The sequence below is a fragment of the Spirosoma spitsbergense DSM 19989 genome, assembly GCF_000374085.1.
In the GTDB taxonomy this organism is placed as follows: Bacteria; Bacteroidota; Bacteroidia; order Cytophagales; family Spirosomataceae; genus Spirosoma; species Spirosoma spitsbergense.
In genome coordinates, this window is the sequence record NZ_KB893579.1 from 1 (window position 1) to 20,460 (window position 20,460).

Sequence of the window (20,460 nt, forward strand, 5' to 3'; positions counted from 1 at the left end):
GGCAGATAGAAACCCTGTTTGGTGCCTTCAAATCCAGAGGCTTTGATTTAGAAGGGTGTGGCCTAACCAAGCATCATCGCCTTCGTCGGCTGTTGTTTATCTTGTCAATGAGTCTGATTTGGGCCCTTGAAACGGGCGAGTGGCTCATCAAAGCGGGTCATAAAATACCAACCCGCAACTTGACAGGCCGATGCCAAGCGTTGTTTAGTTTATTCCGTCACGGTTTAGATGAACTGCGCGATAGAATCCTTAAAGGCCAACCTGTTGGCCACCTTGTACCACTTTTGTCCTGTACTTAGGTTCGTTACATAAAAAATCAACGTGACGGCTGTTCCTGGTACGTCGCTCAGGCACTACCATATGCCCGACAGGGTGATCTTCTGGTATTGACCAATCATTTTCAGGTACGAAAACGGTAAACCGCATTTTTTTTTCGTACCTTTGCGGCCACGTTTTACGCAGGGGGTTCGTCCTCCAATCAAAACTTACAAGCACAAATGGCTGTTAAAATTCGTTTAGCGCGTCGTGGACGCAAAAAAATGGCGATGTACGACATCGTGATCGCGGAGTCAACCTCCCCACGCGATGGCCGGTTTATCGAGAAAATCGGTACGTACAACCCCAACACCGACCCCTCGACGGTCGTATTAAAGTCGGAACGGGCTGTTTACTGGCTCATGGTTGGTGCCCAGCCGACGGATACCGCGCGTTCGGTATTGTCGCACGAAGGTATCATGTACCGCAAGCACCTGCAGGTGGGCGTTAACAAAGGCGCTATTTCGCAGGAGCAGGCCGATGAGAAATTCCTGACCTGGCAGGAAGGCAAACAGGGTCGTAAAGACACTGCTGCCGGAACCAAATCGCAGACCAAAGAGCAGGCTCGTGCCACTCGTCTGGAGACTGAGAAAAAGGTGAGCGAGGCTCGTGCGGAAGCAATTGCCAAAAAGAACAAGGTAGAAGAACCCACAGTGGAAGCTGCGGTAGTGGAAGCTCCTGTTGTTGAGGAAGAAACGGCTCCGGTTGCCAAAGCGCCTGTAGCAGAAGCAACGCCCGTAGTGGAAGCAACGCCCGAAGCTCCTGTAGCGGAAGAAACAACTCCTGTAGTGGAAGCGGCTCCTGTAGCGGCTGAAACTCCAGCTGCCGAAGCGTCGCCTGTTGCTGAAGAAGTGGCTCCTGAGCCAGCAGCACCAGCCGCCGAAGCGCCTGTAGCCGAAGAAACGACTCCAGCGGTAGAAGAAGCCGCACCGGCAGAAACCCCCGTTGCTGCTGAAGAAGCACCGGCAACGGAAGCAGCTGCTGAGGAAAAACCCAAAGCGGAATAATTTTTCGACAAAATCGGTAAGAAAGAGCCTGTTCGATTCTGGACAGGCTCTTTTTGTGAACAACGCGGTTAACCGGTGTCCCGGTGGAAAGCCGCCAACAACTGCGACTCTCTAGTTGCGTTACTTATGACAAAAGACGATTGCTACCAACTGGGCCACATTACCAAAACGCACGGCGTCAATGGTGAACTGGTACTTTTTCTGGATGTTGATACCCCCGCCGAGTATGCCGACCTGGCCTCAGTACTGCTGGAGGTACGGGGTGAATTGATTCCGTATTTTATAGAGTCGATTGCTATCGTAAAGGGTAGTCGGGCTATTGTGGCCTTCGAGGATATCGACTCCATGGAGCAGGCCGAGCGGCTTATCAATTGCGGAGCGTTCCTGCCGCTGGATGAACTGGAACCTATTACCGACGCAACCCGCTTTTACTTTCATGAAATTGTAGGGTATCAGATCGTTGATGCCGAAGCGGGCGAGCTCGGCACTGTGCGGGGTGTATATGCCATGAATGCCCAGGACCTGATTGCGATGGATTACCTCGGCAAAGAAGTGCTGATTCCCATCAACAGCGACATCGTTCGAACGGTGGACCGGGCCAGTCAGAAGCTCAACGTGGCCCTGCCCGATGGGTTGTTGGCCATCTATATGGAGGAAGGAAAGGAGACGGATAAACCCGAAACGGAAGAGGATGCTGACCAGCGGGATGCCGCTCATGGTGATGAAACCCCGGACGATACCGATGAGGATTGATATTATCACTTGCCTGCCAAAGCTCCTGGAAAGCTTTTTTGCCCATTCTATTCTGCAACGGGCGCAGCAGGGCGGCTACGTGGAGGTGGTAGTACATGACCTGCGCGACTACACTGCCGACAAACACCGGCGCGTAGATGACTACGCCTTTGGTGGAGGAGCCGGTATGGTGATGCAGATTGACCCGATTGCCCGCTGCATCCGGGCTCTGCAAAGCGAACGCACCTACGATGAGGTTATTTATATGACGCCCGATGGTGTGCGTCTGAATCAGCAAACGGCGAATGCGTTATCGCTGCGGCAAAATCTGATCATCCTGTGCGGCCATTACAAAGGGGTTGACGAGCGCGTTCGGGAACTGTTCGTTACCCGCGAAATCAGCATTGGCGATTACGTACTGAGCGGGGGCGAACTGGCGGCCTGTGTCCTGTCCGATTCCCTGATCCGGCTGTTGCCCGGCGTACTGAATGATGAGACATCCGCCCTCACAGATTCGTTTCAGGATAACTTGCTGGCCCCCCCCGTCTACACCCGCCCGGCTGATTTTGAAGGGCATGAGGTACCCGCTATTCTTCTATCGGGGCATGAGGCTAAGATTGATGCGTGGCGTCACGAACAGGCCCTTGAACGTACGCGAACAAGAAGGCCGGATTTGCTGGAGGAACAGGCTCCCGAACCGAACGCCTGATTTCTGGTTGTATTTGTAGACAATCAACCAATTATATGCAACTTTTAGTCGTAGGGGCTACGGGTGGGACCGGAAAGCAGGCCGTTCAGCAGGCACTGGAACGGGGTCATTCCGTTACTGCCTTTGTCCGTGATCCCGCCAAATTAGGTATTCAGCACCCAAACCTAACTGTTTTGACCGGCAATGTACTGAACCCTGAAACGCTGTTGCCCGCCGTTCGTCGGCAGGACGCCGTGATTTGTTCGCTCGGCGGCCGACCTGGTCAGCTGGACCACTCCGTATCAGAAGGGACGAAGAACCTGATTGAGGCCATGAGACTGGCTGGTGTCCGTCGGTTGCTGGTGGTTTCCTCTCTGGGGGTGGGCGATAGTTACGCGAGTGCCCCACTACTCAGTAAACTATTCATCAAAACATTCCTGAGTGGCCCCATGGCGGAGAAAGAGATTCAGGAACAGGCCATTCGGGAGAGTAAGTTGGACTGGCTGATTGCCCGCCCAACCCGGTTGCTCGATGGGAAGGCAACGGGTAATTACAAGGTGGCAGAAACTATGGATTTTTCGGTCTTCAACATGCCCCGCATCAACCGGGCCGACGTGGCGGCTTTCCTGCTCGACCAACTCACGAGTGACCAGTATCTTCACAAAGCCGTGACCATCACGGATAAATGACTTGTAGTGGGTTTAGGAAACCGGCCCTATAAGCACTATTCCACCGGATGCGAACTCACAATTTTGCAGTCGCAGCGTTTGGTTTCGGCGGGTAACGTAACGGGCTTGTCGAAGATGCTTTTGGGGTCCAGCTTCCGGGAAAAGGTCGTGTATTTCTCCTTCAACACCTTTCCCGATTCATCGAAAGCCACGATTTTTACGGATATATCCTTATGAGACCGGTTCGATAAGTTATGAACGGCCACGTTGACCGTGGAGGTGACCAGTATATTATCCAGGTTTGAACAGTCTACCGTCAGGTCAATCGTTTCGGGCAAAAGAGACGTGTTGTTCTGACGGGAAATAATAAATAGGGCAACACCGCCTACAAGGACGATAAGCAATACAATTCTGACTAGTGATTTCATGAGTGGTTAGTAATTGATGCAAGCTAGGGGTTACTATCTTCCAGCGCTTTCTGGGCTTCCCGTTCCCGGCGTTTCTGCTCCCGGCGTTCCTGCCGTAGTTGTTTGCGGGTCTTTACGGTATCGGCAGGGGCAGGTTCTCCAGTGGCTCTGTCCGGGCGCTCAGGCTGCACTGTAGTCTGTTCCGTATCGGTTGGCTTCTCGTCTGCTTTCCGGCCTTTGAACAAACGACGGAAGAAGTTGCCGATACCCGTTTCTCCCTCATCCAGGTCGATGTCTGCCGGGTCGGTCATCAGACTGTCGGGTAACGACAGCGAATCGGTCGGCGCCACTTCCCGGCGGAGTCCTTCCCGTAGCCGAACATCGTAGAAACCATAGGCTCCGGAGTCGGGCGCAGTAAGGCCACGCTTCGCCATGATGCGGCCAATGAGTCTAAAATACCCGCGTACGCCACGGGCCTGAAGGGTACCGCCCGGAATAAACCAGTTCAAGGCTGCTTTGGGTCGGGGAACTACAAAGGCGAGGAAGATACTTTCGCCCAGATTCAGATTGGCCGGGCTTTTGGCAAAGTAATACCGGGCTGCTTCGCCAATGCCGTATACGTTGCGTCCCCACTCAATGATGTTGAGGTACACTTCATACATCCGTTCTTTAGAAACGATGTGTTCATTTTCGATCAGCCAGACAATTAAAATCTCCTCTACCTTCCGCGACAGGGTTTTATTTCGGTTTAGAAACACGTTTTTAACCAGCTGCATGGAAACCGTACTGGCCCCTCTTTTGAAGGATTTTTCTTTAAAGTTGGTAGCAATCGATACCCGGAATGCCTTTTCGTTGAACCCGTTGTGGGTAAAGAAATTATAATCTTCTGACGTTAGAAGCGCATTACGCAGATCGGGAGCAATCTGGTTCAGGGGCGTAAAATCCGGGTTTTCCGGGCCAACCCGAATGGTGCGTACGGGTTTCCCTTTCTCGTAGGGGGTATAATCGAATGGTCGGTTGATGGCAGAGAAATCAGTTTGCCCCATCTTCAGAATGCGGAACCCATCGGCTGTCAGGCCCGATTCAAATTTGACGGAATCCGGTAAGGCTGTGTCTAGCTGAAAAGCGAGGTCATACCTGAGTTTGCCTGCAACCTGCATGCCTTCCAGCGACTCGAATAATCCCTGCGGGAATGAATTGAAGAGAGCCTGGGCATTTATGGCACCGGTATGCAGCTGAACCTCGTATATTTTGACGGGTTTAAGCGTGTATTTTACGAATGGATGTGCGCTGACCTGACCCAGGTGCAGCGTCGATGAGCTATCCACGCCCACGTAGTTTTCACCGACAAACAGGTTGGCATCAATGGCCGCTCGGGGCACAAATACATCCGTACGGGCAATGGCGGGGTGGTTGATGCGTAAATTGGCGACCGACCCTGCTCCTTCCAGCCGAAACTCGCCCCGCGTGCGGTCCACATCCCGGAGTTCGGCCCGCAGGGTATCGGCCTGTATTTTAAGGTTGTATTTCTTCTCGATGTACGGAATTTCAATCGGCTTCGGCCGACCACCCTGCCCCTCGGCGTACAATGCCAGATCGTACTCCCGGTCGCCGGGGTCGGCGGTTCCCGTCAGGTGCCAGGTTGCCTGATTGCCATTCAATTTAATGGTGGAGGTAACGTCTCCGTTGTCGATCAGGGCCGTTCTGGTGAGTAAACTGAGAGTGTCATTGTTGTCCATGGCCCTGAATTCCAGATTGCTGACATTCAGGTCGTCGGGAATTTTAGACAGGATATTATCAATCAGATCCTCGGCAATGTCGGCCAGATTGGTACGCTGAGTTTTCTCGGATACGGTTGATACTGTAGCCGTCGAATCTCGTTTGCGATGCAGCAGGAAGTCTATGTTGCTAATCGAATCCCGTTTTACGACCTGAATCAGCCCGTTTTCGAGCGTCATCTCCGATAGTCCGATTTTTCCTGCCAGCAGGGGCCAGAACCGAACGCCCAGTTCAACCCGACGAATACGGGCGAGGCTATCGCGTTTTTCGGGTACAACCGAAATATCCGTGAAGGCCAGCGAAGTTAAACCAGTGAATTTTGCTGAACCAATACGAACGTCGAGCTGATAATCGCGTTTAGCTTTCCGAATGCCCCGTTCGAGGGCCGTTTTTAGCAGGCTCTCCCGCTTGATATAGGCGAAGCCTACGCCGACGAGAGCCAGCAAAAAAAGGCTTAAAAACACCCAGCCTGCTATACGCAGGGCTTTCTGTTGACGATACGTCATGCTTACTGTTTATGCTCGTAGCTGCAAAGATAAGTTTTTTAGTATTAGGAGTGAGGAGCGAGGAGTTGCTGACGCGTTGACCCTCTCTTGCGTCAGCAACTCCTCGCTCCTCACTCCTCACTCCTAATACTGTCTTTACACTGTCTTTCAGAAATCCAGATGGCAGTTGGTCCAGCCATCGTCGAAGCGGGTACCAAACTGTTTGTAGAAGCCGATGGCGGGTTCGTTCCAGTCCAGCACCTGCCACATCATACCCGTACAGTTTGTTTCACGGGCCATTTCAATGGTTGCATCCAGGAGCAGTTTACCAACACCAAACCCCCGGAATGCCTCCGTCACGATGATATCTTCCAGATACAGCCGTTTTCCTTTCCAGGTCGAATAGCGAAAGAAATAGAGTGCCATACCAACAATCTTCTCACTATCGGAGTCTTCGGCCATAATCATCCCGAACAACGGGCTGGGTCCGAAACCGTCGAGTGCCATTTGTTCAATGGAATTGGTCACCTGGTCGGCAGCCAGTTCATAAACGGCTAGTTCGTTCACTAAAGCAAACGCTTCTGGTACATCTTCGAGGGTACCCGGGCGAATTGAAATCATAGGTTTGTCAGCGATAGAATGGTAGATAACAGGTTGAATAAGTAGCGTTCGCAAGATACTCAATACGCGGGTGGCTCCGATATACTCTTTTGCACTAGGCAATTATATACTTTTGCCATTTCAGCAGGGCCGATTGAAAATCGTCGGGTAAATCGGAATCGAACTGCATCCATTCCTTAGTCCGGGGGTGCGTAAAACCCAGCGATTTGGCGTGTAGTGCCTGTCGGGGTAACAGGGTAAAGGCGTTGCCCACAAAGGCTTTGTAGCTGCCCACCGGATTACCCCGTAAAATACGGTCGCCCCCGTACATGGCATCATTGAAAAGGGGATGGCCAAGGTGCTTCAGGTGCGCCCGGATCTGGTGCGTCCGGCCCGTTTCCAGGTTGCATTGCAGCAGGGTGACGTAACGCAGTTCTTCCAGCGTTTTGAAATGGGTAACGGCCCATTTCCCTTTGCTTTCATCGTCGTAAATGGTCTGTACTTTTCGATCTTTCAGACTGCGGCCAATGTATCCTGTAATGGTGCCATCGGGTGGATTGGGAATGCCCCAAACCAGTGCGTTGTAGGTTCGTTCGATGGTGTGTTCAAAAAACTGCCGGGCCAGGTGCGTCATCGCGAACTCGGTTTTGGCAATCACCATCAGCCCCGACGTGTCTTTATCGATTCGGTGTACCAGACCCGGCCTGATGTTCCCGTTTCGGGTAGTGGGCAGGTTCTGAAAATGATAGACCAGCGCGTTGACCAGCGTACCATCCCAGTTACCGTGAGCCGGGTGTACCACCATGCCCGCCGGTTTGTTCAACACCAGCAACTCGTCATCTTCGTAGACGATAGTGAGCGGAATATTTTCGGGTTTGATGTCCGTATCGCGGGGCGGGTGCGGCAGCGAGATGGTAATGACATCCGACGGTTTTATTTTATAACTGGCCTTCGTCAGATTCCCATTCACCCGAACCGATTCGGCATCGATAGCGGCCTGGATTTTGGTACGCGTGGCATTTTGCAACCGGTCCATCAGGAAGCGGTCAATCCGTAACAGGCTCTGGCCTTTGTCCACCACAATGCGGTGGTGTTCGTATAATTCGTCGTCTTCGGGTAATTCGTCTTCTGTTTCCGCTACCATTTTCTCAGCTTTGCAAGCTTACCAGTCAAACCGCAAAAATACGGATTATGGACGAACTTGCCCGGCAACTGGCTCAATTGACCGGAAACTCTCCCATTCAGTGGCTTACGGACCCGTTTCCTGAACCGGTTACTATCCGCTTAGGACTGAAACGCGACGACTTGCTGCATCCACTGGTATCGGGCAACAAGTGGCGCAAGCTGAAATACAACCTGCTGGCCGCCCGTCAGCAGGGGTTATCCACGCTACTGACGTTTGGCGGTGCCTACTCGAACCATCTTTACGCCACAGCGGCTGCCGGGAAGGTATTTGGTTTCAACACCGTTGGCATAGTTCGGGGCGACGAATTGGCCCATAAGCCGCTGAATGCTACGCTGAGTTTTTGCCAGTCGTGCGGGATGCACCTGCATTTTGTGACCCGACTGGACTATCAGCGCAAAGACGACCCGGCATTTCAACTTGAATTGATGCAGCTGTTTAGGCTCTGCTACATCCTGCCCGAAGGCGGCACCAACGAACTGGCCATCCGGGGTACAGCCGACCTTATACCCGAATTAATAACACAACTTGGTTTTGCCCCCGATTACGTTTGTTGCCCGGTGGGCACGGGTGGTACAGTAGCCGGATTGGCGCAGTCTGCCCCGGCCGAAACAACTGTACTCGGATTTATGGCCCTCAAACTCCCGGAGCCTACGCCCAACCTAAACTGGGTTCAACTGACTGATTACCATTTCGGTGGCTACGCGAAAACCAAGCTCGAACTGCTGAGTTTTATTCGCGCTTTTGAACAAAAAAATGGCATTCTGTTGGAGCAGGTATACACCGGTAAGATGCTGTACGGAATTTACGACCTTGCCCGAACCGGGTATTTCCCAGCCGGGGCTACCGTAGTGGCCGTGCATACGGGGGGCTTACAGGGACGGAGCGGAGAGTTGGATGCGTGATGTCTGGATTCTCATACGAGAATGCGTAGCTACACGATCGGGGTTCTACGTTCCGCTTCAGGAAGATATCTTACAACAACGTTTTGGCGCTTGGCGAAGAAGCGGATTTCGAAGATCTAAATTGTCTGCCACATTGAACTGAACTTGATACGAAGCAGAAAGCTTCAGTAAACCGCAAAACCCGCGTTTTTGCCAAACGCCTGTTAGCGGTAGTATTTTTGCTATTCATCTAATTTTCCTTTTAATTAAATGATTGTCTAAATTCTATTGGAGAAAAATTCGTCTTACTCTTAAACAATTTGCTAAATGATTGAGGATGTTCAAATCCTAAGCTATATGCAATTTCGTTTACGGACAAATCTGTCGTTGATAGTTTTTCTTTGGCCAAATCTATTAACTTGTCGTGAATAAATTGTTTAGTGCTTTGTCCTGTTAGCATTTTCAGTAAATGGCTTAGATAATTTGCTGAAATATTTAGATTACCAGCAATGAGTTCTACTGTAGGAATTCCTTTAATTGCTAAATCGACATTATTAAAATATCCTGTTAGAAAAGTGTCCAGCTGATTTAAAATCCTGTGATTGTCTTTTTTTCTTGTAATGAATTGTCGATTGTAAAATCTGTCAGAATAAGTAAGTAATAAGTCAAGTTCTGCAATAATTACGCTTTGGCTAAAATTATCGATATTAGAGTGGTACTCTTGCTCTATGTTTTTTATAATTTCTATAATTTTTTTTTCTTCTTTGTCTGATAAAAATAACGCTTCGTTTGCATCGTAGCTAAAAAACTCATATTGTTTTATCTTCTTTGCTAATGCAGTTCCCCAAAGAAAATCTGGATGAATTAGCAAGAGCCATCCCGAAAGTTTTAATTCAATCCCTTTTTCAAATTCTACTCTAAATACCTGTTTGGGAGCAATAAATGAAAAAATCCCTTCATCGAAATCATATTCCAATTGTCCGTATTTTACTTTTCCGTTGAAATTTGTTTTTAGTGAAATTGAATAGAAATCAAGTTTTAGGTTTACTTTACTTTCAAATGGTTCCCTTTTGATGGATTCATAATCAACTAAACTAATTAACGGATGCATAGGTTTGGGTAATTCCATCATTTGATGGAACTGATTTATGGTTTTTATATTTTGCGTGATTATCATTTAAGATTTTAATAATTTATCTACTGGTTTACTTATCTGTTTCAATAAAAAAGCTGGTGCCAATCTGCTTAAAATCTTTATTGCTTTTACAGAACCTGGTGATATTTCGAGCTGATTTTTTGCTATACCTTTTAAAGTAATCGAAACCAATTTATCAGGATTCATAAACGTTTTATTGTCAACATCATCTGTAAATTTGTCATTCAATGGTGTTTTTACTGCTGGAGCTACCAACTCAAATATTTTAATACTTGTATTTTTCAATTGTACACGCAAGGATTTTGTATAGGATCGTAATCCTGACTTTGTTGCACCGTATATGGGTGATATTGGAAATGGGACAAGTGCAAGACCAGATGTAACATTGATTATGGCAGATGTTTTTTGTGTTTTCAAATGCGGGAGAAATTGTTGTACCATTCTAATTGGACCCGATAAATTTATATCTATTTCTCTGGTAATGTCTTCTAATCCAATGTTAAGATTGTTTAAATTAATTTTCCTCATTTCACCAGCATTATTTATAAGCATATTAAGATTTGGAAATTGAGTGATTACTTTTTTGTAAAGTTCAGTTATTGCTTTTGGATCACTTACATCACTTTGAAATGTATAAATTTTGGGTAATAGCTTTTTTGTTTCATCAAGTTTTTCTTGATTTCTGCCTGTAATAATAACAGTGTTTCCCAAAGCAAGTAATTGTTTGGTGAATTCTAGTCCGATGCCACTTGTGCCACCTGTAATTAAAATAGTATTATTATTTAAGTCCATATTATTTCATTTTTATGTCAATGCAAAAGTCTGAAACAACTTAAAGTTATTTGTGTTCAAATCTGTCTTTCTGGTAGCCAAATCTGATATTGTCGAACTGTATAGTTGTCGCTATGGTGTTGCTCTGATATTACCGCTAACTCCTGAATATATGAAAGTTTTGCAGTACTTTCTGTGTTTTTTGGTATCTTTTCAATATAGTATTGTACTATTTCTGCTGTACTTTTTATATTATCGTTGTGTTGGCTAACCCTGGCAAACGTACTATTTATTCGTTAAAACGTAATTTCTACTCTTTTTTCCAAAGCCAGTTGTCCCGTAAATTCCTTACCTTGCTTTCATGGATACGATTTTTACGACCGAGCGCGTCAGACCACTGTTGGCGCGGGTTCGGGACTTTGTTGAAACCGATTTGATTCCGCTGGAAGTGGGCTTTTCGCATCAAAACCTTGGTGCGCTAATTCCCATCCTCGACCAGAAGCGAGACGCGGTCAAAGCCGCCGGGCTGTGGGGGCTTGCCCTCTCCAAAGCCGACGGGGGTCATGGTCTGACGCTCTGCGAGTTTGGACAAATCAGCGAAGTGCTGGCCTACGCGCCGTTCTTCGGGCATTACGTGTTCGGCTGTCAGGCTCCCGACATCGGCAACACCGAACTGCTGCACAACTTCGCGTCGCCGGAATTGAAAGAACGCTACCTCAAACCGCTGATGGCGGGCGAAATTCGTTCCTGTTTTTCCATGACCGAACCCGAATTTGCCGGGTCGAATCCAACGCGTATGGCCACCACCGCCGTGCGCGATGGCGACGAGTACGTGATCAACGGGCGAAAGTGGTTTACCTCGTCGGCTGATGGGGCGGCTTTTGCGGTAGTGATGGCCGTTACGAATCCCGATGCGGCACCGCACCAGCGGGCCAGCATGATTATCGTGCCGACGGATACGCCGGGCTTTGTCATCGAACGCAATATTCCGGTCTTCGGCGAAGCGGGTGAAGGCTGGTTCAGTCATTCCGAAGTGACCTACACCGATTGCCGGGTGCCGGTGTCGAACATTATTGTGGGCGAAGGCATGGGCTTCAAACTGGCGCAGGAGCGGCTGGGACCGGGACGGGTACACCATTGCATGCGCTGGATTGGCAACGCCGAAAAAGCCCTCGACCTGTTGTGCAAACGGGCGGCATCCCGCGAAATTGAAGACGGGGTGATGCTGGGCGAGAAGCAGTTTATTCAGGATTTTATTGCCGAGAGCCGGGCCGAAATTGACGCCAGTCGGCTGTACGTGCTCAACACGGCGCACATGATTGACACGGTAGGCGTGGGCAACGTACGCGATGCGGTGTCTGGCATCAAGTTTTACGTGGCCAACGCTTTTCTGCGCGTCCTCGACCGGGCTATTCAGGTACACGGTGCCCTCGGCGTAACGGACGATGTGGTGCTGTCGGCCATGTACCGGCACGAGCGGGGTGCCCGTATCTGGGACGGAGCCGATGAGGTACACAAGCAGAATCTGGCGGCCAGCATCCTCAAAAAATACGGTCTGGACATCAAGAAAAAGGCCAAAGAGTTGCGCCAATTCCGGCAGATGATGGCGGGGGAGGTGGTACTGGAAACGGCTGGTAAAGGGTAGATACTTAAATGTCTATGTTCCGTGCGTTCCATCAGCGGGCGATTTAAATCACCCGCTGATGGAACGCACGGAACAGCCAGGTTAAATCGCCCTCAACTGACCAAACTTTTCCTTTTTAGATTAAACACCACTGCTTTTATAGATGAGTACTCTCGATGCACCCCGTTCCGTTCGTACTGGCGAAGAACTTGACCTGACTACCCTGAATGAATACCTGGCGCAAAATGCTTCCGATATGGTCGATGTGCTGGAGGTTCGACAGTTTCCAGGGGGGTTCTCCAACCTGACGTACTGGCTCAAAACGGCCAGTGGGGAGTACGTTCTCCGCCGTCCACCCGTTGGGGCAAACATTAAAGGCGGGCACGATATGGGCCGGGAATTTCGGGTGCTGTCCTTGCTGAAAGGCCACTACGACAAAATTCCGGAGCCGATCGTTTACTGCGAATTGCCCGATGTGCTGGGTGCCCCCTTCTACATTATGAGCCGGGTGAGGGGCATTATTTTGCGGGCTTCGATGGCACCAACCCTGAACATCGCCCCGGAGCGGATGCGTCAGTTGTCCGAAGCCCTGGTTGACAATCTGGTCGCCATTCATGCCCTGCCCATCGAGTCGACCGGGCTGATTCAACTGGGTAAGCCCGATGGCTACGTACAACGGCAGGTGGAGGGGTGGATCAAACGCTACCGTAATGCCGAAACGGACTCAATTCCGGCCATGAATCGGGTGGGGGAATGGCTGCACCAGAACTACCCCACCGAACAGGCACCGGCTTTTTTGCATAACGATTACAAATTTGATAACGTCCTGCTTGCCCCTGACCCAGTAACGGGCGAACCAACTCCCGTAATAACGGGCGTACTGGACTGGGAAATGGCTACCGTGGGTGACCCGCTCATGGATTTGGGAGCTACCCTGGCCTACTGGTCGGAAGTAACGGATAGCCCCGCCTATAAAAACTTCAACCTGACGTGGTTACCGGGTAACCTGACCCGGCAGGAAGTGGTAGCCCGGTACGCCGAACGTAGTGGCCGCGACCTGAGCGGTATCCTGTTCTACTACGTGTTTGGGCTGTATAAAAATGCCGTGATTGCCCAGCAGATTTACGCTCGCTGGAAGCAGGGCCACAGTCAGGATGCCCGCTTCGGTCACCTGTTGCCCATGATTATGGAACTCGCCCAGAAAGCGGCTGACTCCATCGAGCGGGAGAATGACCTGTTTTTAAGCCATTAACCGACTATGCAGGTGGTGGTTAGCCTGCTCCTTTTTACCAATACTATCAATAACTCAGTACTAAAACTATTTCATGAACAGACGGAATTTTATTAAAAGCAGCTCTGTAGCGAGTGTTTCGGCGGCTTCGCTTACGGCCGCAGCCTGTGCTTCTCCCAAAAAGGCCGATTCATCAACGGATACCACCGTTTTTACCGACGACTTTGATCTGAACGAAGTAACCATCGGCGAGTTGCAGAAAAAAATGCAGTCGGGGGCGGCTACGGCTGCGTCCCTAACCCAACAGTATCTGGACCGGATAGACGCTGTCGATAAAAAAGGTCCTGGCCTGAATGCCGTCATTGAAATCAATCCCGATGCGCTGACGATGGCCAAAGCGATGGATGAGGAGCGAAAAGCGGGTAAAGTGCGGGGACCAATGCACGGTATCCCTATCCTCATCAAGGACAACATCGACACTGGAGACCAGATGATGACGACCGCCGGGGCTTTAGCGTTGGAAGGCCACAAAGCAGCCAACGATGCTTTTGTCGCTAAAAAATTACGGGAAGCCGGGGCAGTGATACTGGGTAAAACGAACCTGAGTGAGTGGGCCAACTTCCGCTCCACCCGGTCGAGCAGTGGGTGGAGCAGCCGGGGCGGGCAAACGCGTAACCCCTACGTGCTGGACCGTAGCCCGTGCGGGTCCAGTTCGGGTTCCGGGGCGGCTGCCGCAGCCAACCTATGTGCCGTTGCTGTGGGTACCGAAACGGATGGGTCGGTCATTGCGCCCTCGTCGTTTTGTGGGCTGGTCGGTATCAAACCCACGGTGGGTCTGGTGAGCCGCAGTGGGATTATTCCCATCTCCAAAACGCAGGATACCGCCGGGCCGATGGCCCGAACCGTAACGGATGCCGCTATTTTGCTGGGTGCCATGACCGGTGTCGACCCAACCGATGCTGCCACGATAGAAAGCACCGGTAAGAGTGCTACCGACTATACGCCGTTTCTGAAAACCGGTGGGTTGTCGGGCAAGCGTATCGGTGTCGAAAAGTCGTTTATGGAAGGGCAGGAGGGCGTAGTCTCGTTGTACAAACAGGCTATCGACGTACTGAAAAAACAGGGCGCAACGGTCATTGAGGTAGAACTGCTCAAGAGTATTCGGACGGTGGGCGGAGCCGAGTTTACCGTGTTGCAATACGAATTTAAAGATGGGGTGAACAACTACCTGTCTACTGCCAACGAGGGCGTTAAGACGCTGGCGGATGTGATTGCCTTCAACAAAAAGAACGAAGCCAAAGCCATGCCCTTCTTTAAGCAGGAAACGCTCGAAAGCAGTGAGGCCAAAGGCGGTTTATCCAGTAAAGAGTACACCGACGCGGTTGCCAAAACGCGGGGTTCACGCCAGCTTATCGATAAGCTGATGGCCGACAATAAACTGGATGCCATTTGTGGGACCAGTATCGGCTTTGCGGGGTGCATCGACCTGGTAAACGGCGATTATGACACCGGCTTTTACTTCTGTCCCCCGGCGGCTATGGCGGGATATCCGCACATCACCGTTCCCATGGGCAACGTTCATGGATTACCCGTTGGGTTTTCGTTTATTGCCGGTGCCTGGCAGGAAGGACCGCTCCTGGCGATGGCCTACGACTACGAACAGGCATCGAAAAAACGAACTAAACCGACATTCATTACCTCCCTGATTCCGGGCTGATTTGTCCCGAATAATGGCTTGTTTCACTGAATCACATAAATTGGACACATGAAATCAATTATTCCAGGACTTATTGCCTGCTTTCTTGCCGTTAGTTCGGGCTTTTCTCAATCTTCTGTCAGTAATGGAAAGCCATTACCGCGCATCGGTATTGCGGGGCTGGGCATCGAATCCAGCACGTTTTCTCCGGCCGTTACGCACGAAGAAGCTTTTCACGCCAAATATGGCCCGGAGGTGTTTACGTCTTATCCGTTCCTGAGTGCCAGCTCTGCTTTGCGGCAACAGGCTACGTGGCTACCGGCACTGGTTGGCAAATCGTTGCCCGGTGGTGCCGTAACGCGGGAAGCGTACGAGTCGCTGGTGGGGAAAGTGCTGGATTCGCTCAAAAAAAATGGGCCTTACGATGGCCTGTATTTCGACATTCACGGAGCCATGAGCGTTGTGGGACTGGATGACCCGGAAGGGGATTTTATTACCCGCATCCGTAAGGTAATCGGGTATAAGACACTCATTTCCACGTCTATGGATCTGCACGGTAACGTGTCGTGGCGGCTGGCGAAAAATACGGATTTGATGACCTGCTACCGGATGGCCCCGCACGAGGATGCTATGCAAACGAAAGAGCGGGCGGTAACTAATCTGCTGGAACGCCTGAAAAGCGGTAAAGGCAAACCTGCCTACAAAGCCTGGATTCCTATCCCGATTCTGCTGCCGGGAGAACAAACCAGTACGCGCATCGAGCCGGGAAAAAGCCTGTATCATCAGGTAGCTCCCCTGGCCGATAATCAGCCGGGTATAGTAGATGCCGCCATCTGGATTGGCTACGCCTGGGCCGATGAACCGCGAAACCACGCCGTGGTCATGGTGACCGGCGATGATAAGGCCAGGGTGACCAAAGCGGCTGAGCAGCTGGCGAATGCCTTCTGGAACGCACGAAACCAGTTCGACTTCGTAGCGCCCGTTGGCACGCTGGAGAAATCCCTCGCCGATGCCCTGGCCAGCAAAAAACACCCCTTTTTTATCAGCGATACCGGCGATAACCCAACGGCCGGTGGCGCGGGCGACGTGACCTGGACACTCACGCAGTTACTCGCCCGGCCTGAGTTCAAACAGGCCGACGGCCCTTCGCTGATTTACGCGTCCATTCCCGACCCCGAACTGGTTAAAAAAGCTATGGCCGCCGGTGTGGGTGGTCAGGTTGACGGGGTGGCCGGTGCGCGGGTTGATGCCCGTTTTGCCCCACCCGTTCCCATTAAAGGAACCGTCGAGTCAATTGTGAAGGGTGATGTAAATGCGGAAGTTGAGGTAGTCGTGAAGGTGGGTAGTATCCACGTCATCGTGACGCAGAAACGCAAACCCTACCATAAGGAAGCTGATTTTACCCGCCTGGGCCTCAATCCCCGAACCGCCGACATCGTGGTCGTGAAAATTGGTTATCTGGAACCCGAACTATATGCCATGCAGGCCGGATGGATAATGGCGTTAACACCCGGCGGTGTCAATCAGGATTTAGCCAGTCTGCCCTACAAACGCATCGAACGACCCATGTTCCCGCTCAACAAAAACATGCCTGATCCAAATCTGTCGGCCCAGTTCGTACCGCTTTCGGGCGCGTCGAAGTAGTCATGCTACGGTGATGATGGTAGTTGATATTTTTTTATGATTGTTCTAAAAGTCCTGTTGGGATAGGCGGAACAAAGTAATTAGACAAACTATTGCTATAAGTACCTGCCTACATTGACAGGAGGTACAAGTTAAATCAGTTGAGTCATGCCTAAAGCCATTAAAGGAACGGTGTTTTATACCCTTCCGGAAGCAGCTCAGGAATTGCACATTACGATTGGACGGTTGAAAGGTTATCTGGACCAGAGTCGGTTGATCAGCGAACGCATTGGCCGAACGGAATTTATCAGAGAACAGGTATTGCGAACGTACATGTCCAAACGTGGTCTGACACTCGAATGATGGGGGATGAGTGCCCTGATGCGGTTAAATTTTCCTCGCACACATAGCCAATAAATCGTGCGAAAAGGCAGAAAGCGAATACCCTGAGAATACTGTTTTCTCACCGGGTCATTCGCTTTCTGCTGTAATAGCAATAGGGTTAAGTGGCAAACTGGTGCCGCCAGCTATCAGGCTCGGGCAATCATCCGGTCGAATACTGCGCGTTGTTCCTTCATAGACGCGACCTTATCGGCGGGGTCGGTATGGCATTCGAGGAGTACCCAGCCATTGTACTTCATCTTAACCATATTGTTCAGTAATTGCTGGTACGGGTAATCGGTGCGGTCCAGTTCGCGAACGTGGCAGGTAGCCCCGAACCGGTTTTTGACCAGGTCGAAATTGTACTGAAACCCCTTTCCGTTCAAATCCTGCGGGTTGCAGTTCCAGCATATGGTAGCGTTGGGATGGTTAGCCACGTCCATAATCCGCTTTGTCATCGGCAATTCCTGAGTTTCTTCGCCGTGAACTTCCAGCCGGATCTGCTGGCCCAGTTCCGCGCCGTACCGGGCCAGTTCGTTGAGCGATTCGCCGATCTGGTTGATGGTTTTCTCTACGGGGACTTCTTTGTGCAGGGCGTTGGGCTTCACCTTTACGCCCGTTCCCCCCACATCGGCACTCAGCCGGATAAACTCCTTTGCCCGCTCAATCGACTCGTTCAGCTTGCCCTGGTCTACGTAATCGAACTGCTGGTTTGTTCCCAGGCCAATGAGCTGCACCGGGCTATCGGCAAATCGTTTTTTCACCTCCAGCCGCTGGGCCGCATTCAGATTGGGCATCACGTTGTGGGCATGCTCCACCCGCAACTCCACCCCGTGAATACCGGTATCCGCACAGTTTTTAATTACGGTCGGCAAATCCCAGTCTTTACCCCACAGATAGGTGACAAAACCGAGTTTGACCGCCGGTTTCGCCCGTGTTGCTTCAGCCGCAAAAGCGGGTCCTGCCAGCAGGGAGGCACCCGCCATCAGGGAAATGTCTTTCAGGAATGTTTTTCTATCGATAAGGGACATAAGGGTTGGGATTTAGAGACAGCATTAGAAGAAAAAATAACGCTGCGCCTACCCGTAACAGGCTCTCTGTATCGGCTCAGGCGGGCATACTGGCCCGGCGCAATCGGTCATTGATGGCTCCCCCTAATCCCTGGTTGGGGACCTGTTCCGCGTAGATGGTGTCAATGGGTAAGGAATCCAGCATGCGGAGGTGGGCGAAGAGGTTTTTGGCCGCTTCGTTTATGTCGCCGGTAGGGGAGAGCACTCGTTGACAGTCTGGGGCTATCCCGCCGAAAGGCTGCCGGAAGGCCAGCGCACCGATGCGTTCGGCTGGCTTCGGACTCTCGCCCGGTGCCAGGAGTATCAGCGGTTTACGGGGGGCGTAGTGGCTGCTGAGCATCCCCGGTGCAGCCGGATTTGAGGTAGAATGCGTTCGAACCGAAACGGAGCCAACAACGGCTTCAATCTGTTCCAGGGCCATACCTCCCAACCGAAACACGGTAAGCTGGTTATTTTCGAAACCAATAATGGTGGATTCAAGACCAATGTCTGCCGAACCACCGTCCAGAATATACGGTATCTGGTCGCCCAGCTGATCGGCCACGTGTTGTGCCGTGGTGGGGCTGATGTAGCCAAACGGATTGGCACTTGGCGCGGCCAGGGGGAAATCGAGTGAGCGTAGCAGACTAAGGGTCAGCGGATGCCTTGGAATACGAATCGCTACGGCTGGTAGCCCCGCCGTAACGAGGTCGGGAATCAGGTCGCGTTTGGGCAGGAGCAGCGTGAGTGGACCGGGCCAGAACGTTTCGGCCAGCCGCCGGATCGGTTCGGGAATATGGGTAACGAAGCGGTCCAGTTTACTGAGGGAGTCCGTGTGAACAATGAGCGGATCGAAGGAGGGGCGGTTTTTGACCCGGAAAATCGTCAGTACAGCATCCGGGTCAAAAGCGTTGCCCGCCAGGCCGTAGACGGTTTCGGTAGGAATGCCTACCACATGGCCTGCTTCCAGAAATGCTTTTGCTGCCGCTATATCGGTACCAATCTGTGCCATTCGGTTTTGGATTTATGGTTTGCGGTTTACGGTGCGCTGACGCGTAAAATTCTGATGCGTCAGCCCATCGTAAACCGCAAATCATAAACCATAAACTGGTTTAATGATCTCCGCCGTGTCCATGAACATGCCCGTGCGCCAGTTCGTCTTCAGTGGCTTCCCGAACTTCCATAATTTCGACGTCGAAAAATAGATTCTGGTCAGCCAGCGGGTGGTTAGCGTCGACAGTTACGAATTCGGGGTCAACTTTCGTGACGGTAATAACCTGCCCTTCGTTGGTTTCAAACTGCATACCTACTTCGATCTCCTGTCCGCCGAACGCTTTGCGGGGTACTTCTTCCAATAGAGCGGGATCGCTTACCCCGTAGCCCTTTTCGGGCGAAACGTCAATCTGGAAATGATCGCCTGTACTATGTCCTTCCAGCCCTTCTTCCATGCCTGGAATCAGGTTGTTAGCGCCATGCAGGTAGTAGAGCGGATCGCTTCCCTCGCTGGTATCCAGCACATTGCCTTTGCTATCACGTAGCGTATAGTGGATGCCCGCTACTTTGTCTTTTGCTATAATCATGGTATTTTCTGCTGAATTTTTTTTCTTTACTACAACAACAGAATAGACAAAGTTACTTTTGATCGGGTCATAATTTTTGAAAGGTTGATTTATTCCGGCAATTCGGTCATTGACTGGTCGGTTGGTTTGTCGTCGAATTCTTCGGGTTCGTCGTCAAGCGTATCGCGGACTTTTTCCAGAAACGACTTTATTTTTTGCAGCTTCCCGATGTAGCGGGCGTTTTCTCGTCGCCGTTCATCCCGTTGTTTCAGGTATTCGCGGGCACCGGGAAGGGTATATTTCTGCCGGTCGATCAGGTCAAGAATCTCCGTGAGGTGGTCGATGTCGGCCTGGGCGTAAATGCGGTCGCCGGAGCGGTTTTTCTTTGGCTGGAGCGTTTTGAACTCTTTTTCGTAATAACGAAGCTTGGAGGCATTGATGCCGAATCGCTCGGCTACTTCTGTGATGCTGTAATACAATTTGCCGCTACCTTCCATGCTACAAACTTGCTGACCTTCGGGTAAACCTGCAAGTTTTTGGCGTAAATTTGTCGTTCGGTTGGTAAGTTAGCCAGTCGGTGAGTCGATCCGTTAACCACTTACTGAGTCAACAAGTTAGCCAG

Annotated in this window: 20 protein-coding genes and 1 pseudogene; 11 read left to right on the top strand and 10 right to left on the bottom strand. The window is 51.0% G+C overall.

Translation table 11 applies throughout. The annotated features are described in order from the left end of the window. The 5 genes and pseudogenes from B157_RS39445 to B157_RS0125785 form a co-directional block, all read left to right on the top strand. Positions 1-299: pseudogene (locus tag B157_RS39445) on the top strand (IS4 family transposase); the annotation flags it as partial. A 198-nt stretch (positions 300-497) separates the two neighbouring features. Then, positions 498-1,322, top strand: coding sequence for a 30S ribosomal protein S16 (locus B157_RS0125770; RefSeq protein WP_020606199.1), 825 nt, complete (start codon positions 498-500; stop codon positions 1,320-1,322). A 126-nt stretch (positions 1,323-1,448) separates the two neighbouring features. Next, positions 1,449-2,075 carry a ribosome maturation factor RimM gene (gene rimM / locus B157_RS0125775; protein WP_020606200.1) on the top strand — a complete coding sequence of 209 codons (627 nt, stop codon included), beginning with the start codon at positions 1,449-1,451 and terminating at the stop codon, positions 2,073-2,075. Continuing rightward, a complete protein-coding gene (trmD, locus tag B157_RS0125780) occupies positions 2,065-2,763 on the top strand; it encodes a tRNA (guanosine(37)-N1)-methyltransferase TrmD (protein WP_020606201.1) in 699 nt (232 codons plus the stop codon). Before rimM ends, trmD begins: the two co-directional genes overlap by 11 nt. A gap of 35 nt (positions 2,764-2,798) precedes the next feature. Continuing rightward, positions 2,799-3,431 (top strand): NAD(P)-dependent oxidoreductase, encoded by a 633-nt coding sequence (locus B157_RS0125785; protein WP_020606202.1) that lies wholly within the window; start codon positions 2,799-2,801, stop codon positions 3,429-3,431. 35 nt (positions 3,432-3,466) lie between these two features. Here B157_RS0125785 and B157_RS0125790 read toward each other — a convergent pair whose 3' ends face one another. The 4 genes from B157_RS0125790 to B157_RS0125805 form a co-directional block, all read right to left on the bottom strand. Next, positions 3,467-3,838, bottom strand: a complete 372-nt coding sequence (locus tag B157_RS0125790) for a hypothetical protein (RefSeq protein WP_020606203.1) — start codon at positions 3,836-3,838, stop codon at positions 3,467-3,469. A 23-nt stretch (positions 3,839-3,861) separates the two neighbouring features. Next, on the bottom strand, positions 3,862-6,102 hold the full coding sequence (locus B157_RS0125795; protein ID WP_020606204.1) for a transglycosylase domain-containing protein: 2,241 nt from the start codon (positions 6,100-6,102) through the stop codon (positions 3,862-3,864). Positions 6,103-6,249: 147 nt separating this feature from the next. Continuing rightward, entirely contained in the window at positions 6,250-6,702 is a 453-nt protein-coding gene (locus B157_RS0125800; RefSeq protein ID WP_020606205.1) for a GNAT family N-acetyltransferase, read from the bottom strand. Between the two features lie 94 nt (positions 6,703-6,796). After that, positions 6,797-7,825: an RluA family pseudouridine synthase gene (locus B157_RS0125805; RefSeq protein WP_020606206.1), complete on the bottom strand. Its 1,029-nt coding sequence runs from the start codon at positions 7,823-7,825 to the stop codon at positions 6,797-6,799. Between the two features lie 47 nt (positions 7,826-7,872). Here B157_RS0125805 and B157_RS0125810 point away from each other — a divergent pair, with 47 nt between their 5' ends. Continuing rightward, positions 7,873-8,769: a 1-aminocyclopropane-1-carboxylate deaminase/D-cysteine desulfhydrase gene (locus tag B157_RS0125810; protein WP_020606207.1), complete on the top strand. Its 897-nt coding sequence runs from the start codon at positions 7,873-7,875 to the stop codon at positions 8,767-8,769. Between the two features lie 241 nt (positions 8,770-9,010). Here B157_RS0125810 and B157_RS0125815 read toward each other — a convergent pair whose 3' ends face one another. Next, the gene (locus B157_RS0125815; RefSeq protein WP_245565263.1) at positions 9,011-9,880 is read right to left on the bottom strand and encodes a helix-turn-helix domain-containing protein; all 870 of its coding nucleotides are present in this window, start codon (positions 9,878-9,880) and stop codon (positions 9,011-9,013) included. Between the two features lie 45 nt (positions 9,881-9,925). Continuing rightward, on the bottom strand, positions 9,926-10,696 hold the full coding sequence (locus B157_RS0125820; RefSeq protein ID WP_020606209.1) for an SDR family oxidoreductase: 771 nt from the start codon (positions 10,694-10,696) through the stop codon (positions 9,926-9,928). Between the two features lie 340 nt (positions 10,697-11,036). On the opposite strand from B157_RS0125820, the gene B157_RS0125825 reads away from it, so the two are divergent. From B157_RS0125825 to B157_RS0125845, 5 genes are all read left to right on the top strand, one after another. Beyond that, a complete protein-coding gene (locus B157_RS0125825) occupies positions 11,037-12,320 on the top strand; it encodes an acyl-CoA dehydrogenase family protein (protein WP_020606210.1) in 1,284 nt (427 codons plus the stop codon). A 142-nt stretch (positions 12,321-12,462) separates the two neighbouring features. Beyond that, positions 12,463-13,551 carry a phosphotransferase family protein gene (locus B157_RS0125830; RefSeq protein ID WP_020606211.1) on the top strand — a complete coding sequence of 363 codons (1,089 nt, stop codon included), beginning with the start codon at positions 12,463-12,465 and terminating at the stop codon, positions 13,549-13,551. Between the two features lie 73 nt (positions 13,552-13,624). Then, the gene (locus B157_RS0125835; RefSeq protein WP_020606212.1) at positions 13,625-15,247 is read left to right on the top strand and encodes an amidase; all 1,623 of its coding nucleotides are present in this window, start codon (positions 13,625-13,627) and stop codon (positions 15,245-15,247) included. Between the two features lie 48 nt (positions 15,248-15,295). Then, the gene (locus tag B157_RS0125840) at positions 15,296-16,870 is read left to right on the top strand and encodes a M81 family metallopeptidase (RefSeq protein ID WP_020606213.1); all 1,575 of its coding nucleotides are present in this window, start codon (positions 15,296-15,298) and stop codon (positions 16,868-16,870) included. Positions 16,871-17,017: 147 nt separating this feature from the next. Then, positions 17,018-17,212, top strand: coding sequence for a hypothetical protein (locus B157_RS0125845; RefSeq protein WP_020606214.1), 195 nt, complete (start codon positions 17,018-17,020; stop codon positions 17,210-17,212). A 167-nt stretch (positions 17,213-17,379) separates the two neighbouring features. On the opposite strand, the gene B157_RS0125850 is transcribed toward B157_RS0125845, so the two are convergent. The 4 genes from B157_RS0125850 to B157_RS0125865 form a co-directional block, all read right to left on the bottom strand. Then, positions 17,380-18,261 carry a sugar phosphate isomerase/epimerase family protein gene (locus B157_RS0125850; protein ID WP_020606215.1) on the bottom strand — a complete coding sequence of 294 codons (882 nt, stop codon included), beginning with the start codon at positions 18,259-18,261 and terminating at the stop codon, positions 17,380-17,382. Between the two features lie 76 nt (positions 18,262-18,337). Then, positions 18,338-19,291 carry an L-threonylcarbamoyladenylate synthase gene (locus B157_RS0125855; RefSeq protein WP_020606216.1) on the bottom strand — a complete coding sequence of 318 codons (954 nt, stop codon included), beginning with the start codon at positions 19,289-19,291 and terminating at the stop codon, positions 18,338-18,340. A gap of 100 nt (positions 19,292-19,391) precedes the next feature. Continuing rightward, the gene (locus tag B157_RS0125860; protein WP_020606217.1) at positions 19,392-19,859 is read right to left on the bottom strand and encodes an FKBP-type peptidyl-prolyl cis-trans isomerase; all 468 of its coding nucleotides are present in this window, start codon (positions 19,857-19,859) and stop codon (positions 19,392-19,394) included. Positions 19,860-19,948: 89 nt separating this feature from the next. Continuing rightward, positions 19,949-20,335, bottom strand: a complete 387-nt coding sequence (locus tag B157_RS0125865) for a MerR family transcriptional regulator (protein ID WP_020606218.1) — start codon at positions 20,333-20,335, stop codon at positions 19,949-19,951. Positions 20,336-20,460: the final 125 nt, after the last annotated feature.

What these genes read in the sequence shown, in the direction of transcription:
- B157_RS0125770 (WP_020606199.1), top strand. Translation starts at nt 498, where the DNA reads ATGGCTGTTAAAATTCGTTTAGCGCGTCGTGGACGCAAAAAAATGGCG.
- rimM (WP_020606200.1), top strand. Translation starts at nt 1,449, where the DNA reads ATGACAAAAGACGATTGCTACCAACTGGGCCACATTACCAAAACGCAC.
- trmD (WP_020606201.1), top strand. Translation starts at nt 2,065, where the DNA reads ATGAGGATTGATATTATCACTTGCCTGCCAAAGCTCCTGGAAAGCTTT.
- B157_RS0125785 (WP_020606202.1), top strand. Translation starts at nt 2,799, where the DNA reads ATGCAACTTTTAGTCGTAGGGGCTACGGGTGGGACCGGAAAGCAGGCC.
- B157_RS0125790 (WP_020606203.1), bottom strand. Translation starts at nt 3,838, where the DNA reads ATGAAATCACTAGTCAGAATTGTATTGCTTATCGTCCTTGTAGGCGGT.
- B157_RS0125795 (WP_020606204.1), bottom strand. Translation starts at nt 6,102, where the DNA reads ATGACGTATCGTCAACAGAAAGCCCTGCGTATAGCAGGCTGGGTGTTT.
- B157_RS0125800 (WP_020606205.1), bottom strand. Translation starts at nt 6,702, where the DNA reads ATGATTTCAATTCGCCCGGGTACCCTCGAAGATGTACCAGAAGCGTTT.
- B157_RS0125805 (WP_020606206.1), bottom strand. Translation starts at nt 7,825, where the DNA reads ATGGTAGCGGAAACAGAAGACGAATTACCCGAAGACGACGAATTATAC.
- B157_RS0125810 (WP_020606207.1), top strand. Translation starts at nt 7,873, where the DNA reads ATGGACGAACTTGCCCGGCAACTGGCTCAATTGACCGGAAACTCTCCC.
- B157_RS0125815 (WP_245565263.1), bottom strand. Translation starts at nt 9,880, where the DNA reads ATGATGGAATTACCCAAACCTATGCATCCGTTAATTAGTTTAGTTGAT.
- B157_RS0125820 (WP_020606209.1), bottom strand. Translation starts at nt 10,696, where the DNA reads ATGGACTTAAATAATAATACTATTTTAATTACAGGTGGCACAAGTGGC.
- B157_RS0125825 (WP_020606210.1), top strand. Translation starts at nt 11,037, where the DNA reads ATGGATACGATTTTTACGACCGAGCGCGTCAGACCACTGTTGGCGCGG.
- B157_RS0125830 (WP_020606211.1), top strand. Translation starts at nt 12,463, where the DNA reads ATGAGTACTCTCGATGCACCCCGTTCCGTTCGTACTGGCGAAGAACTT.
- B157_RS0125835 (WP_020606212.1), top strand. Translation starts at nt 13,625, where the DNA reads ATGAACAGACGGAATTTTATTAAAAGCAGCTCTGTAGCGAGTGTTTCG.
- B157_RS0125840 (WP_020606213.1), top strand. Translation starts at nt 15,296, where the DNA reads ATGAAATCAATTATTCCAGGACTTATTGCCTGCTTTCTTGCCGTTAGT.
- B157_RS0125845 (WP_020606214.1), top strand. Translation starts at nt 17,018, where the DNA reads ATGCCTAAAGCCATTAAAGGAACGGTGTTTTATACCCTTCCGGAAGCA.
- B157_RS0125850 (WP_020606215.1), bottom strand. Translation starts at nt 18,261, where the DNA reads ATGTCCCTTATCGATAGAAAAACATTCCTGAAAGACATTTCCCTGATG.
- B157_RS0125855 (WP_020606216.1), bottom strand. Translation starts at nt 19,291, where the DNA reads ATGGCACAGATTGGTACCGATATAGCGGCAGCAAAAGCATTTCTGGAA.
- B157_RS0125860 (WP_020606217.1), bottom strand. Translation starts at nt 19,859, where the DNA reads ATGATTATAGCAAAAGACAAAGTAGCGGGCATCCACTATACGCTACGT.
- B157_RS0125865 (WP_020606218.1), bottom strand. Translation starts at nt 20,335, where the DNA reads ATGGAAGGTAGCGGCAAATTGTATTACAGCATCACAGAAGTAGCCGAG.